Here is a 15,952-nt window from a genome sequence, read left to right on the forward strand (position 1 = left end):
GCTTCGAGTGAGTGGAAATCGTAATCTAAAGGCATAAAAAAATCCGATGTTGAGTGAACATCGGATTCTGATCCCATTCGGGTAAAAATCAACTAATTTTTCTTAACTGATCGGCATTAAACTGTTAACGTTCGCTTTTCTTATTTATCATACTAAATTCAAATATTAACTAATACGTTCAAACAACAAGTCCCATACACCATGGCCTAAACGATGCCCACGCGATTCAAACTTAGTCAGCGGACGCCAATCTGGACGTGGAGCATAATCGCCTTCAGAACTTATATTTTTAAAGTTCGTCGCCGCTTTTAATACTTCAAGCATATGCTCTGCATAGTTTTCCCAATCAGTTGCCATGTGAATAACACCACCAATGGCGAGTTTAGGGCGCATGTTTTCAATAAATGCGGGTTGTACAATACGGCGTTTATGATGGCGTGCTTTATGCCACGGATCCGGAAAGTATAATTGAAACGTTGATAAGCTTTGATCAGGGATCATAAACTCTAATACTTCAACCGCATCATGATTCATAACACGTAAATTAGTCACTCCCTCTTCACCCGCATCAGCCAAACAAGCACCAACACCTGGACCGTGAACTTCTATACCTAAGAAATTTTTCTCTGGTGCATTTTTTGCCATTTCAATTAATGACTTACCCATACCAAAACCAATTTCTAAAACAACAGGATTACTGTTACCAAAAAGATCAGTAAAATCTAACTGCTTTTCTTGATAATCCACACCCATTGTTGCCCATAAGTCATCAATAGCGGTTTGTTGACGTTTAGTCATCCGCCCTTCGCGTTTTACGAAAGAACGAATTTTACGGATATATTTTTCTTTATTGCTTTCTGTCGATTCATTTTCTTCAGCTTGGCTATCTTTAGCAGACTGGTCGTGCTCTGTCATTTTCATACCTTTCGTTGAACTGGGCTTCTTTAGCCGCGCATTAATGCAATCTTCTATTATATATTAATTGTGCAACTCTGCTAGACTATAGTCCCCCCATTATTATCGAAGAGTTTCTAGTGAGTGAGTTGCATTTTAGCCAAAGAATCAATGATTGGCACCAACAACATGGCCGTAAAACGTTACCTTGGCAATTAGACAAGAGTTTATATAAAACTTGGGTCAGCGAAGTGATGCTACAACAAACTCAAGTGGCAACCGTGATCCCTTACTTTAATAAGTTTATGCGTTCATTTCCCTCTATCTCTTATTTAGCTAATGCACCGATTGATGAAGTATTACATCATTGGACAGGTCTCGGTTATTACGCGCGTGCGCGTAACCTGCACAAATCAGCGCAAATTATTCGCGATCAATTTGATGGGCAATTTCCTGAAGAATTTGATGATGTGATTGCTTTACCTGGTATTGGACGTTCTACGGCAGGAGCCGTCTTATCGTTAACCTTAAATAAACACTTTCCCATCTTAGATGGCAATGTAAAACGCGTATTAACCCGCCATCAAAAGATTGAAGGCTGGACCGGAGAGAAAAAAGTTGAAAATCAACTTTGGTCATTAGCAGAAAAGCTAACACCGAAAACCGATACGCAAATATTCAATCAAGCCATGATGGATATGGGGGCAATGATTTGTACACGCAGTAAACCTAAATGTAATGAATGTCCGGTTTCTAGTGATTGCTTAGCATTCGCTGATGATGTGATGACAAATTATCCGACACCCAAAGCGAAAAAGAAAATACCCGTTAAAACGGCCGTTATGCTAGTACTTAAAAATAAACAACAATCAATACAACTTATACAACGCCCTCCCGTTGGGATTTGGGGAGGTTTATGGTGCTTCCCCGAATTTGAAAACAGCGAAGCAGCCTTAAATAGTTTACAATCCATGGGAATTGAACAGTATCAAACGACTGAACTAGCGACTTTTCGTCATACTTTTAGCCATTACCATTTTGATATTTCCCCTATTTTGGTGGAGTTTAGTGAGCAAGATACACAACAAGTGATGGAACAAAGTGACCAGCTTTGGTATAACCTGCAACAACCACAAAAAATTGGATTAGCCGCTGCGACTAAAAAAATATTAAGCAGCGTCAATAAAGTCATTAACAAGGAATAAATCATGTCTCGTACTGTATTTTGTACTTATTTAAAAAAAGAAGCGCCAGGTTTAGCATTTCAATTAATTCCGGGCGAAGTAGGTAAACGTATTTTTGAGAACATTAGTCAGGAAGCATGGAATGAATGGCAAAAAAAACAGACGATGTTAATCAATGAAAAGAAATTAAAAATGATTAACCCAGAAGATCGCGCATTAATTCAAGAAGCAATGATTGGTTATTTGTTTGACAATAAAGAAGTCGATATTGAAGGTTACACACCAGAAGAAAAATAAGACTTCACACCCCAATGCTTATATTTGAAGCGTATAATGTTCAAAGTACAGGCAAACACAGTGAAATCTTAAAAAATGCGTAAAAATAGGTTGACGCTGAGCACTAAAATCTATTTAATACGCCTCGTTCCAATTTGTTCTTACATCTTATTTAAAGTGTAATTGAAACTGAAACAAGAAGTTTGCTTCGTTAGCTCAGTCGGTAGAGCAGAGGATTGAAAATCCTCGTGTCCTTGGTTCAATTCCGAGACGAAGCACCATTATTTATCTTTGCTGAATTTTTAATTCAACAAAGGAGAGTGAAATTCTCTCACAGTTTATGTGCCGACTTAGCTCAGTAGGTAGAGCAACTGACTTGTAATCAGTAGGTCACCAGTTCGACTCCGGTAGTCGGCACCATTTACAAACATGATTAACTTAGTTAATGAAAATTAGTAAAGTTGAAAATGACAAAGTTTTGCTTCGTTAGCTCAGTCGGTAGAGCAGAGGATTGAAAATCCTCGTGTCCTTGGTTCAATTCCGAGACGAAGCACCATCATTCAAGCCGTTAAAGTGAAAGCTTTAACGGCTTTTTTGTATTTGCTCGGAAATGTCCTTGGTTAGCTTTTTATTACAATCAGCGAGACGAAGCACCATCATTTAAGCCACAACTATTCGTTTAGTTGTGGCTTTTTTGTATCTTGCCGGAAGTGTCCTTGGTTTAGCTCTTTATTATATTCAGCGAGACGAAGCACCATCATTTATGGGTCGGCTTCAAGATTACTTGCGCTTTGCTTAAAAATAGCCAGTCATTTAAGGCTTTTTTAAAAATTTAGCGCAAGTTATTTTGTAACGATCCCCAAGCCCTAAGCATGCAAATGTTCAGGGCTTTTTTGTATCTGGACGGAAGTGTCTTTGGTTTAACTCTTTATTATATTCAGCGATACGAAGCTCCATAACTCAAACCACCACTATTCGTTTAGTTGTGGCTTTTTTGTATTTAATTCCCCTCTTCTCAAGCCTTAGGTTGCCATAAAACAATAAATAAAATACTAGAAAAGAACTAGTTTTGTTACTATTAATGATTCAGAGATTCTCAAGCTCGCTGTAAAGGCGAAATAGGAAGTGACATGACTCATCAAGCCCCTTTTAGCGTTTTTAAAGCATTGAATGTCATCGTAGGATTATTATTACTTTCAGCCTGTACAACGCCCTCTACAAATAAACCAAACAATGAAATAGAAGATTATTGCAAAGACATAAACTTTAAAAGAAAAACGACCCTTAGCGAGCAAATAGCGCCTTATTCAGCACAACTTGAAAACCATAAAACAGGTGTTTATGTATTAGACCAAGGTACCGAAGCTATGTTCACCCGCGCATGGTTAAGCGAATATGCACAGGAAACCATTGATGTTCAATATTTTATTTTTACTACAGACAACATTGGTTTAATCGCTATTGATTATTTAGTCAGAGCCGCTGATCGAGGCGTCAAAGTGCGCATTTTAATTGATGACATCATGTTAAACGCTGACAGTAAGGAATTATTAGTATTAAACGCACACCCCAACATTTCAATTAAGATCTATAATCCACTAGCCAATGTAGGCAAAAATATAGTACAAAAACTAGCAAACTTAACATTCCATTTTCATGCTTTTAACCAACGCATGCACAATAAAACCTTTACCGTAGATAATAGCGTCTCTATTACTGGTGGTCGTAATATTGCCGATGAATATTTTGGTTATGATCACGAATATAATTTTAGAGATAGAGATGTTTTATTAGTCGGTGAAGCCCCCAAACAAATACAAAAATCATTTAACCAATTCTGGGACGATGAATTAAGTGTACCTGTCACTCAACTATTAAAAAGCAGCGTAATTTCAAACCCACAACCTAACTTTGAAAAACTGCATCAATATGCCTGTAATCCCATTAACTTCTTACCTGAAGTAAGAGAACAAATTGCAATGATGCCATTAGCTTTTAGTTACGCTGTTAATCATGGCCAAGTACATTGGTTAGAAAATGTTGAGTATATTTCAGATCCTCCGGGTAAAAACGATGGTAAAACCTTTTTAGGCGGCAGTGGCATAGCGACAGACCGTTTAATTACATTAATTCAACAAGCAAAACATTCAGTCACAATTCAAACGCCTTACTTGATCACAACAGATTTAGGTAAAGGTATTTTAAAAGCATTGGTTGATAGAGGTGTAGAAGTTAAAATATTAACTAATAGTCTCGCGTCTAATGATAATTTTGAAGCATTTAGCGGTTACCAAAGAGATAGAAAGAAGCTACTGCAAACTGGCGTTAAGATTTTTGAATTCAAGCCTGATGCTAAAATAAGACAAAAAGTCATGTCTAAAGAAATGTCTCAACAATTAGCAAAAGATCCGATTTTCACTTTACATGCTAAGTCCATGGTGATTGACGATAATATTACTGTGATCGGCACTTTTAATCTGGATCCACGTAGTGCGAATTTAAACACTGAAAGTATCACTATTATTCCATCACAAAAAATAAGCCAAAAAATGAAAGCGACGATGGAAGCTGAAATGTCAGCAGATAATGCATGGGAAACAACACTTGATTGGAATCCCGATGGTGAAGTGAATTTAAGTAAACGTTTAAAAGTAAAATCTAGACTTTTCGTTCCTAAGAGTATTTTATAAATCTATGAAACCTTTTTATTTATCGCCCCATTTAATTACCCTATTCATTAACAAAAGGTTTTCTTAAATGTTTTATGAAGGCACTGAAAAGCGTTTGTTAATTTGTACAAACAATCTAGATTTATTAACGATTGCAGACTCATTTTGGCATCAATTAGTCGCGCAATCTGGAGCGGAAATATTATCATGCATCCAAAATTCAAGTATAAAAGCTTATTTGCTTTCCGAATCAAGCTTGTTTATATGGCAAGATAAACTGTTATTAATTACCTGTGGTAATACTAAATTAGTTAACGCTGCTTTGTTCATTCAAAAGCGGTTTGGTAAGCAGCAAATCAGCTCCCTTGTGTTTCAACGCCATCAAGCTTTAAAACCGCACTTACAGCCATCAAACTTCAAACAAGACATATTGTTATTAGAAAAGCTATTTAAAGGCCAACAACAGCACTGGCGGGACGATTACCAAGGTGATTTATTTCTATTTGGAGACATCACACAGCACACCATGCCTACACAAGGTATTTACATGTTACATGGATTACGCGGAGAGTTAGCTGAAGATCTACAAAAGAACGCGTTAAGTAAAACCATCATCCTAAAAAAACTGAAACTCGAAAGTTTTTTTAATGGTTTAACTATCGATCACTTCAGCTTTAATCCCAAAGGCTACTCGCTCAATGCGCTTTGCGGAGAGAACTATTTAACCATCCACTTAACTCCTGAACAACTAAGCACTTATCTAAGTATCGAAACCAGCTTTTCTGACAACCAATGCATTGATTTTATTAATCATCTGCAACAGCTATTTTCACCAGAGCGCTGCAAAAAAATGCATTTCAAGGCAACAGAAAAAAAACTAGATATCAGCCTATCTTAAGGTATTAATAAAAAGATGGTATCAACACGCTCATTAATTGTAATTTTATTTTCTTGATACAAAGCTGGTGCATTATTGCTCTCTGCACTTCTCATCAACATTGGCTGACTGTTGTTCGATTGATAACGGACAGAATACACCTTACCTAATTCCGCTTGATAACTTTCAGCAAGCTGTTCCGCTTTGCTAATAGAATCCTGTACCGCCAAATCACGGGCTTTCTGATGCCATTCATCAGGTTGCTTCAATGAGTAACGGAATTGGCCAATATTAGCGATATCAACTTCCACTAGTAACTCTAGCAAAGCGTTAGTTTTTAAAATATTACCTAGTTCATAACTTAGATTTCGTGTCGCTTTAATACCAACTTGAGTCTGTTTCTTTTGGATCATTTCATATTCAGGGCGTAATTGAATATCACCTCTAGTTAATAGGCTTTCTTCAAAACCATTTTCTTGTAGTTTTGAAAGTAATAACTGCACTTGTTTATCTACAACTAGCTTTGCACTTTCTGCACTATTTTCAGTTGCAGTTGCTTGAAATGAAATTTTTACAGTATCTGGTTTAACTTGTATTTTTGAAATGCCAGAGACTGATATGTAAGGTTGAGATGGCAAACCATCAGCTATTGATACAGACGCTGTAGTAACAAGGTAAGTTGCTATCACTAGTTTAAATAAATTCATAAGCACTCTCAGTTAATGATCAAAAGATTTAGATGATAGTACCGTTTATAGCGATCACATTGAATATGTTATCTAAATTTATTGTGATTAGTATTTACTATGGTGCAATATTTGTAAGTAATAATACCGATTACGTTAAATATGTTATCTAAATTTTATGAAGAAAAAACAGTTCAATTCAAGACGTAAATTGACGTAAATAACTGTTTCCTTTGCGAAATTTATAACGAAGAAGTGGGCTGTTTTAGCCAGTAAAATAGATAAGCTATTTATCGTGATTGGTATAATAGCAAGTTCATATGCGAATGAACTTAAATATAAAACAAGAAACAAAAAAGCCAGCGATTAAGCTGGCTTAGGTAATAAACTTAACGATGAGACGTTAAATTATAGTACGTCTACTGCGTTTAGGTCAGCAAAAGCTTTTTCTAAACGAGTAACCATTGAGCTTTGACCTGCACGTAACCAAGCACGTGGGTCATAATATTTCTTGTTCGGAGAATCTGGACCTGTAGGGTTGCCGATTTGACCTTGTAAGAAATCACGGTTAGCGGCTTCATAATCACGAACGCCATCCCATGTAGCCCATTGTGTATCAGTATCAATGTTCATTTTGATTACGCCGTAACCAATTGCTTCTTGAATTTCAGCTTCAGTAGAGCCTGAACCACCGTGAAACACAAAGTTTAATGCATCAGATGCAATACCGTGTTTTTCAGAAACGTATGCTTGAGAATCACGTAAGATAGTTGGTGTTAATTTAACATTGCCTGGCTTGTATACACCGTGAACGTTACCAAAAGAAGCTGCGATAGTGAAACGAGAACTGATTTTTGATAACTCAACATAAGCGTAATCCACTTCAGATGGTTGAGTGTAAAGCAAAGAATCATCCATATCAGAGTTATCTACGCCGTCTTCTTCACCGCCAGTACAACCTAATTCAATCTCTAACGTCATGCCCATTTTTGCCATGCGCGCTAGGTATTTACCACAAATTTCGATGTTTTCTTCTAATGGTTCTTCAGAAAGATCGATCATGTGAGATGAGAATAATGGCGCACCAGTTTCTTTAAAGTGAGCTTCAGAAGCGTCTAATAGTCCATCAATCCAAGGTAGTAATTTTTTAGCTGCGTGGTCAGTATGAAGAATAACTGGAACACCGTAAGCCGCTGCCATAGCATGTACATGCTTAGCACCAGAAACTGCACCTAAAATAGCTGCTTCATGCCCTTCTAGTTTTAACCCTTTACCAGCGTTAAATGCCGCTCCGCCATTAGAGAACTGAATAACAACAGGCGCTTTAACTTTAGCCGCAGCTTCAAGTACAGCGTTGATTGAATCAGAACCAACAACGTTTACTGCTGGAAGTGCAAATTTATTTTCTTTTGCAACAGCAAATACTTTTTGAACGTCATCACCAGTGATAACACCAGGTTTTACTACATCTAGAATTTTAGTCATGGAATGTATCCCTACCTATTATTTGAATTAAAATATGTTTAATTTCGGACATGCTTGGCGCAATTATGGCACAAAGAAAATGTATAAAAAAGCGAGATAAAATCTCGCTATAAACATTTGACTAATCGTTGGCACGTAATTCTAGCATTGCCACTGCTGGTAACTCTTTTCCTTCAACAAACTCAAGGAAAGCACCGCCACCTGTTGAAATGTAAGACACATCAGCCGTGATATTAAATTTATCAATCGCTGCTAATGTATCACCACCACCAGCAACAGAAAAGCCAGATGATTCAGCAATCGCTTTTGAAATACCTGCAGTACCTGCTTCAAAGTTTTTGAATTCAAATACGCCAACTGGGCCGTTCCATAAAATTGTTTTCGCTTCTTTTAAGATAGCTGCTAATGCCGCAGTTGAATCAGGACCTAAATCGAAAATCATATCGTCATCTTGCACGTCTGCAACATTCTTAATTTCAGCTTCAGCGTTTTCATCAAAAGCTTTTGCACAAGCAACATCTGTTGCTAGAGGAATAGCACAATCTTTCATTAATTTTTTAGCTGTCTCTAATAAATCAGCTTCATATAATGATTTACCAACATTGTGGCCTGCTGCTGCAATGAAAGTATTTGCAATACCACCACCAACAACTAATTGGTCAGCAATTTTCGATAAAGACTCTAATACTGTTAGTTTAGTCGATACTTTAGAGCCACCAACAATCGCAACCAATGGGCGAGCAGGGTTATCCATTGCTTTACCTAATGCTTCAAGTTCAGCTGCTAATAGTGGACCCGCACATGCAACAGGAGCAAATAAACCAGCGCCGTTAGTAGAAGATTGAGCACGGTGAGCCGTACCAAAGGCATCCATTACATAAACATCGCATAATGCAGCAAGTTGCTTAGATAGTGTTTCGTCGTTTTTCTTTTCGCCTTTATTAAAGCGAACATTTTCAAGTACAACCACTTCACCCGCATTAACTTCTAAGCCGTTTAAGTAATCTGTTGCTAAACGTACAGGCACATCTAATGCTTCGTTTAAGTAATCAACAACAGGTTGTAAAGAGAATGGTGCATTTTCTTCAGCTGAAGCGCCTTCAACAGGACGGCCTAGATGTGAAGTAATCATTAATTTAGCGCCTTTTTCTAACGCTAATTTAATTGTTGGGATAGAAGCACGAATACGTGCATCTGACGTTACTTTACCATCTTTAATTGGCACATTAAGATCTTGACGGATAAATACGCGTTTGCCGGCTAAATCTAAATCAACCATTTTTTTTACTGACATGATGTGTCCTCATTTAATTTTAAAATATAGAATTTTTTACCTGCTTAATTTAGCAGGAACTGCCTATCATGCAGTCTTAAATACAGCGTTATTGTGCTGCAATTCGAATATTAGAGTGCATTATAAACCAAAGTCTTTGTTACATCGATCACAATGGTGGGTAATTTACCCTTTAAATGGTAAAGAATGATTTGATTTGCATCACTTTCTGATACTTTTTAATAAATGAGTAAAACTTCATCGGCTTTTTATTTATGAAAAAAAGACTAGTCAGCGTCTTCATTATCACGTATTAATATTAATCTAAACTAATTTAAAGGTTTGTATATAAAGATATAATTAAGTAAAACCTATTTTCAATGAAATTATTAAGCGATATATGAATGTATTAAATAAAAAAACTTGGTTCATCTATTACTGCCTTATTGCAATAGGTTTCTTGTTGCTGATTATAAATGTAAACAGCAAATATAATGAATTGCTTGCAGAAAAAAAGCATGAACAGTTTTATATCACTAAAATAATTAAAGCAGACATCGATGCAACACTTTCTAAATATGAAACGATGATCGACCTTATTAATGAAGACTTTAATGAAGACTCCTCTCTAAACCAAACCATTCTCCGTAATATCCTACAAAAATCAGAATTATTAGGTGGATTTGCCCTATATAACATGGATGGTAAATTACTGGCTAAAAGCGATAACTTATCCGATGAACTTTATAACATTAAATCATCCACTTATTTCGATAGCAAAACATTACAAAGCGATACATTAACAATCAGCAAACCCACTTTTTCCCCGTTAACCAATAGATGGATCATTCCAATTCGCCAACACTTAATCAATCCGAACGGAGAAGTGATTGGTTACATGGGCGCATCAATCAACATTAAAAAATTAGAGGAAAAATGGTCACACTCTAAAGCTTTTAATAATAATATTGAATTAACATTAGACAACAGCTTTTACCGTTTAATGTACACTGGGGTCACTCCTGGTGATGAAGAAGCGACCTACAAAACGCCATTGAGCGCCACACAAATTAACAACATAGAAATACAACTTAAAAAGCAAAACCTCAGCTTAGACTTCCTAAGAAGCACTGATTCCGTAGGACAAATCATATTACCTACCGAAGATGGGGATATGTTACACAGTATTGCCTATGATAATAACTACCATTTTTGGACTCATAGTAGCCGACCATTAAATGGTTTAGCAACGCCGCTATTACATGCAACGGGCTATTATATGTTGTTACTTATTTTACTACTAACCATAGGTTTCTTTTTATTCCGTTGGATAGTCAAAGTAGAAGAAAGTAAATTATACGAATTAACTTATAAGAGTCACCACGATGACCTGACGGGTTGCTATAACCGTTCCGTCTTGCCTCACTTAACAGACAAACTTATCAAATCCCAGAAAAATTTCTCGTTGTTATATATCGATCTAGACAACTTTAAGAATATTAATGATTCTTTCGGCCATGAATATGGAGACCTTCTTTTACAAGAAGTAAGCACACGCATACAAAGCAACTTAGCACCATTATCAGGTGAACTTATACGTTACAGTGGCGACGAATTTATCTTACTATTGGAAACTAATGACAAGCAAACCATACAAAGCTTCACCATTCGTTTATTAACTGAATTAGCAAAATTTCATTCAATAGAAAATAACTCGTTCTCTGTCACAGGCTCAATCGGTATTACACGCTACCCAAATGACTCAAGAAGTTTAGATACTTTAATTAGCTATGCTGAAAATAGTATGGCGATTGCTAAGAAAGTAAAAAACCAATATCTATTCTTCTCTCAAGAGGTACATGAAAAGTTACTTAAAGAAGCACAAATAGAACAAGCTTTACATTACGCCATTGATAACAATGAAATCAGCCTAGTTTTCCAACCTCAGTTAGACCGCCGACAAAATTTATATGGGGTTGAAGCATTAGTAAGGTGGCGCAGTAAAGAGCTAGGTTTTATTCCGCCAGATGTATTTATTCCTATTGCAGAAGAAAGTGGTTTAATGCCTAAATTAGGGCAATACATAATGAACACGGCAATGCATGAAATAAGTACATTACAAAAACAATTAGAAGTCGACTTTGCATTGTCTATTAACGTGTCTGTAAGGCAGTTTGTCCAAGTTAACTTCTTTGATTTATTAATGGCAAGTATCAATAACTTCGGCTCAGAATCACTAAAAGTTACCGTTGAAATTACAGAAAGCTTATTCATTGAAAGCCTCGATGTCTTATTGCCTATTTTTGAGAAGATGAAAAGCAACAATATTTCACTGGCATTAGACGATTTTGGGACAGGCTACTCATCACTGAGCATGCTAAAAGATGCACCTATTGATGAATTAAAAATAGATAAAAGCTTTGTGGACCAAATCTCCACCAACAAGAAAGATCAGGCAATGGTGAAAAGTATCATTGGAATCGGTAAGAACCTTGATATGCGAGTATTGGCAGAAGGTGTCGAAACCATTGAGCACGTAAAAATCCTAGAAAATGCAGGCTGTGATTTATTCCAAGGCTACCACTTCTCTCACCCACTAAGTATTTATCAACTCTATGAGTTTATTAAGGACTTGCAGAAGGTTTAAAAAATAATTTAAATCGTAGAAATGAAAAAGCCCCGACATAAGTCGAGGCTTTAAAATGTGGCAGGGGTGGAGAGATTCGCTGGCTTTAAACATAGACAACATACGGATTTTCGCGAAGCGAAATGTAATCTCCCTCTAAAACGAAAAAAGCCCCAACGATTTCTCATTAGGGCCTCATCTAAATGTGGCAGGGGTGGAGAGATTCGAACTCCCAACATACGGATTTGGAATCCGTCGTTCTGCCGTTGGAACTACACCCCTGTAGACGTTGCGGATAATACCTAAGCTAGATTTAATGTAAAGTATCTTTTTCGAAAAACGAGGCTGATTGGTTACAAAAACACCAAAATAGGCTGAATTCAATTAAAATTACTAATTTAAACAATTAAAAGGTAATGTATTAACACGATTTCAGACTTATCAAACTCACTATAAAAGTGCTTTTTTTGACCTTCGAACCAAGCCTTTTTAAGCAGTGAAAACGTCAATATAAAGCTTATTTTAGCTAATCTAATAAAATTGCATAGTTACATTCCAACAAATAATTGATAAGCCCCGTTGTCTGGTGTATTTTCAATCCTATCTTTCCATTATCATTCAAATACTAAATTTGTATTCACTTAAAAGGATTGTCGACATGAGCGACGCTTTACCCGCTGTTAAACCTGCATGCCCTAATTTTTCTTCTGGTCCTTGTGCAAAACGCCCAGGTTACGATGTTAACCAATTAGCTCTATCAACATTAGGCCGCTCGCATCGTTCAAAGTTGGGTAAAGATGCATTACAAAAAGTGATCACTGATACCACTGAATTATTAAACCTACCTGAAGGTTACCGTGTGGGGATTGTTCCTGCATCAGATACCGGTGCAATGGAAATGATCATGTGGTCAATGTTAGGTCCTCGTGCGGTTGATATTTGCTACTGGGAATCATTTGGTCAAGGTTGGTATGCCGATATCACTAAGCAATTAAAACTTGAAAACGTAAACGAAATAAAAGCAGATTACGGTCAACTACCCGACTTAAGCAAAGTGAATCCAAGTAACGATTGTATTTTCACTTGGAACGGCACGACATCAGGCGTAAAAGTAGAAAATGCAGACTTCATTAGTGAGTCACGTGAAGGCTTAACCATTTGTGATGCGACTTCTGCGGTGTTTGCAATGGAAATGCCTTGGGAAAAATTAGATGTCACCACCTTTAGTTGGCAGAAGGTATTAGGCGGTGAAGGTGGGCACGGTGTGATCATTTTAAGTCCACGCGCGGTTGAACGTTTAGAAACTTATACACCAAGCTGGCCATTACCAAAAATATTCAGATTAACTGCGGGCGGAAAATTAATTGATGGCATCTTCACTGGTGCTACCATCAACACCCCTTCGATGCTTTGTGTTAGCGATTACCAAGACGCATTGAACTGGGTTAAATCCATTGGCGGTGTGAGTGCAAGCATCAAAAAATCACAGGCGAATCTTGCAGTGTTAACTGAGTTTGTCAATAACAATGCTTGGATACATTTTTTAGCTGAAAAAGAAACAGCACGCTCAAATACCAGTGTTTGTTTCTCAGTAGATTTAACCGATGCTCAACTCAAACAATTTATAACACTATTAGCCGATCATAACGTCGCTTTTGATATTGCAGCTTACAAAGATGCACCAAGTGGTTTACGCATCTGGTGTGGCAGCACAGTTGAACAAAGTGACCTTGAAGCATTAATGCCATGGTTAACATGGGCATATCAGAGTGTCAGTACGAAATAATCTCTTTATTATCAAGAATAAGTACTAAACTCAGATCTCAAAATCATTTTAAATAGACCTTAACGGTCTATTTTTATTCCTAAATTACTGTAACTTAAGTCAGCATTTAATGACTTAACATCTAGCAAAAACATGAGGTATTCCATGAGCAACGAACAATTCGATTTTGATTACATCTGTATCGGCGGCGGCAGCGGCGGTATTGCATCGGCAAACCGAGCATCAATGCATGGCGCTAAAGTTGCGATTATTGAAGCAAAAGACTTGGGCGGTACTTGTGTCAATGTGGGTTGTGTACCTAAAAAAGTAATGTGGCATGGTGCTCAAGTTGCAGAAGCCATTAACTTATATGCAGAAGATTACGGTTTTGATCTTGATGTAAAAAGCTTTAGTTGGGCAAAAATGGTTGAAAACCGTCAAGCATATATTGGTCGTATTCATGAATCTTACGATCGAGTATTAGGAAATAACAAAGTTACTGTAATTAAAGGCTTTGCAACATTTGTAGATAAAAATACAGTTGAAGTTGATGGCAAAAAAATCACAGCAAAACATATCACTATTGCAACGGGTGGGCGCCCTACTATCCCTAATATTCCAGGTGCAGAATTAGGGATTGATTCAAACGGCTTCTTTGATATTGTTGAACAACCTAAACGTGTTGCGATTGTTGGTGCAGGTTATATTGCCGTAGAAATTGCAGGCGTATTAAGCGCACTAGGCACCGAAACACATTTATTCGTTCGTAAAGAATCGCCACTACGTAGTTTTGATCCAATGGTTGTAGAGACGCTAGTTGAAGTGATGGCTGCAGAAGGTCCAACTTTACATACCCACTCAACACCAAAAGAAGTGACTAAAGAAGCTGATGGAAGTATTACATTACATCTAGAGAATGGTGAAAGCCAAAACGTTGATACATTAATTTGGGCCATTGGCCGTCACCCAGCCACTGATGTTATCAATCTAGCAGCAACAGGGGTTGAAACAAATGCACAAGGTTATATCAAGGTAGACGAATACCAAGAAACTAATATTCCAGGTATTTACTGTGTTGGCGACATCATGGAAGGCGGTATCGAGTTAACACCTGTGGCAGTTAAAGCAGGTCGTCAATTGTCTGAGCGTTTGTTTAATAACAAACCTGAAGCCAAAATGGATTATAACTTAGTTGCAACCGTTGTATTCAGTCACCCTCCTATTGGCACTATTGGCCTAACAGAAGCAGAAGCAATCGCTAAGTATGGTAAAGATGATGTAAAAGTTTACCAATCAGGTTTTACAGCAATGTACACAGCCGTTACTAAGCATCGCCAACCATGTAAAATGAAATTAGTATGTGCTGGTGAAAACGAAGTGGTCGTTGGCTTACACGGCATTGGCTTTGCTGTTGATGAAATGATCCAAGGCTTCTCAGTAGCAATGAAAATGGGCGCAACTAAAGCAGACTTTGATAGCTCAGTAGCCATCCATCCAACCGGCTCTGAAGAGTTTGTTACTATGACTTAACATCACAAAGGTCGTCATGGTTTAAACGTAGTCTACTATCAATAACTACGCATAAAAACACATTAGAAGCAAATTCTAGTGTGTTTTTTTGTATCAGAAGAAGAAAATTTTCTCTTGCTAGGTAATCTAAAGTTGGTATAAGATAAGCGACTATACAGACTGGTACTGTTTAAATAATGGGTTTATAGTTCCTAACATCAATTTCTATCAATAACAGATCTACCTACCTTTTTAAAACAACTCACTTCTTTATTGTGAACTTCGTAAAGTAGCTATTTACGTCAATTCACACCTCGAATTAAATTGTTTTTTCAGCGTAAAGTTTAGATCATAAACACAATATGATTGATACAAAAATGGCTATTCGTTGTGCATTTAGCCTTATAGATCTTTTACCTTACGTATTAATTGCAACTAATTTTATTAAATAGGAAGTTTAAGTGGCTTATCGATTACAAATTACGACCGCTCAGGGAACTAAAACACTACCTTTAAATAGCATTGCAAATAGCAATATTCCAGCCGCCCCTTCTGCGTCTTATACATTGATTGATGAACAAGGTAATCCAGTCATAGAAGACCTTTCATTAACACGTAAAGGCGATAATTTAACCTTAGAAGTTGAAGGTGAATCCGTTGCAAATATTGAAGAATTTTACACTGTCGATGGCTCTCAATATGTCGTTG

Annotated in this window: 12 protein-coding genes and 4 tRNA genes; 11 read left to right on the forward strand and 5 right to left on the reverse strand. The window is 37.0% G+C overall.

Translation table 11 applies throughout. The features are described from left to right. Window positions 1-165 precede the first annotated feature (165 nt). Entirely contained in the window at window positions 166-915 is a 750-nt protein-coding gene (gene trmB, locus E2R67_RS15765; protein WP_134291911.1) for a tRNA (guanosine(46)-N7)-methyltransferase TrmB, read from the reverse strand. A 119-nt stretch (window positions 916-1,034) separates the two neighbouring features. Here trmB and mutY point away from each other — a divergent pair, with 119 nt between their 5' ends. The 7 genes from mutY (at window position 1,035) to E2R67_RS15800 (ending at window position 5,921) form a co-directional block, all read left to right on the forward strand. Next, window positions 1,035-2,099, forward strand: coding sequence for an A/G-specific adenine glycosylase (gene mutY, locus E2R67_RS15770; RefSeq protein WP_134291912.1), 1,065 nt, complete (start codon window positions 1,035-1,037; stop codon window positions 2,097-2,099). Between the two features lie 3 nt (window positions 2,100-2,102). Then, on the forward strand, window positions 2,103-2,375 hold the full coding sequence (locus E2R67_RS15775) for an oxidative damage protection protein (RefSeq protein WP_134291913.1): 273 nt from the start codon (window positions 2,103-2,105) through the stop codon (window positions 2,373-2,375). Window positions 2,376-2,559: 184 nt separating this feature from the next. After that, window positions 2,560-2,635: transfer RNA gene (locus E2R67_RS15780), tRNA-Phe, on the forward strand. A gap of 63 nt (window positions 2,636-2,698) precedes the next feature. Beyond that, window positions 2,699-2,774: transfer RNA gene (locus tag E2R67_RS15785), tRNA-Thr, on the forward strand. Window positions 2,775-2,834: 60 nt separating this feature from the next. Beyond that, window positions 2,835-2,910: transfer RNA gene (locus E2R67_RS15790), tRNA-Phe, on the forward strand. Between the two features lie 574 nt (window positions 2,911-3,484). Further along, window positions 3,485-5,044 carry a phospholipase D family protein gene (locus tag E2R67_RS15795; RefSeq protein ID WP_134291914.1) on the forward strand — a complete coding sequence of 520 codons (1,560 nt, stop codon included), beginning with the start codon at window positions 3,485-3,487 and terminating at the stop codon, window positions 5,042-5,044. Between the two features lie 67 nt (window positions 5,045-5,111). Beyond that, window positions 5,112-5,921 (forward strand): S-adenosylmethionine decarboxylase, encoded by an 810-nt coding sequence (locus E2R67_RS15800; protein ID WP_134291915.1) that lies wholly within the window; start codon window positions 5,112-5,114, stop codon window positions 5,919-5,921. Here the strand turns inward: E2R67_RS15800 and E2R67_RS15805 are convergent. The 3 genes from E2R67_RS15805 to E2R67_RS15815 form a co-directional block, all read right to left on the reverse strand. Beyond that, a complete protein-coding gene (locus E2R67_RS15805) occupies window positions 5,918-6,607 on the reverse strand; it encodes an SIMPL domain-containing protein (protein ID WP_134291916.1) in 690 nt (229 codons plus the stop codon). The two genes, E2R67_RS15800 and E2R67_RS15805, sit on opposite strands and share 4 nt — an antisense overlap. A 387-nt stretch (window positions 6,608-6,994) precedes the next feature. Continuing rightward, entirely contained in the window at window positions 6,995-8,071 is a 1,077-nt protein-coding gene (gene fbaA / locus E2R67_RS15810) for a class II fructose-bisphosphate aldolase (protein WP_134291917.1), read from the reverse strand. Window positions 8,072-8,192: 121 nt separating this feature from the next. Beyond that, window positions 8,193-9,365 carry a phosphoglycerate kinase gene (locus E2R67_RS15815; protein WP_134291918.1) on the reverse strand — a complete coding sequence of 391 codons (1,173 nt, stop codon included), beginning with the start codon at window positions 9,363-9,365 and terminating at the stop codon, window positions 8,193-8,195. Between the two features lie 379 nt (window positions 9,366-9,744). Here E2R67_RS15815 and E2R67_RS15820 point away from each other — a divergent pair, with 379 nt between their 5' ends. Continuing rightward, entirely contained in the window at window positions 9,745-11,991 is a 2,247-nt protein-coding gene (locus E2R67_RS15820) for a bifunctional diguanylate cyclase/phosphodiesterase (protein WP_134291919.1), read from the forward strand. Between the two features lie 185 nt (window positions 11,992-12,176). Here the strand turns inward: E2R67_RS15820 and E2R67_RS15825 are convergent. Then, window positions 12,177-12,252, reverse strand: a tRNA-Trp gene (locus tag E2R67_RS15825). A gap of 376 nt (window positions 12,253-12,628) precedes the next feature. Between E2R67_RS15825 and E2R67_RS15830 the strand changes: the two genes are divergently transcribed. The 3 genes from E2R67_RS15830 to E2R67_RS15840 form a co-directional block, all read left to right on the forward strand. Next, a complete protein-coding gene (locus E2R67_RS15830) occupies window positions 12,629-13,756 on the forward strand; it encodes a phosphoserine transaminase (protein WP_134291920.1) in 1,128 nt (375 codons plus the stop codon). Window positions 13,757-13,900: 144 nt separating this feature from the next. After that, complete coding sequence (gorA, locus tag E2R67_RS15835; protein WP_134291921.1) at window positions 13,901-15,265, forward strand: glutathione-disulfide reductase; 1,365 nt, start codon at window positions 13,901-13,903, stop codon at window positions 15,263-15,265. A 440-nt stretch (window positions 15,266-15,705) separates the two neighbouring features. Beyond that, on the forward strand, window positions 15,706-15,952 hold a 247-nt coding region (locus E2R67_RS15840), incomplete at its 3' end, for a hypothetical protein (RefSeq protein WP_134291922.1).

Origin of the sequence: Psychromonas algicola (genome assembly GCF_004378355.1) — a bacterium.
Taxonomy (GTDB): domain Bacteria; phylum Pseudomonadota; class Gammaproteobacteria; order Enterobacterales; family Psychromonadaceae; genus Psychromonas.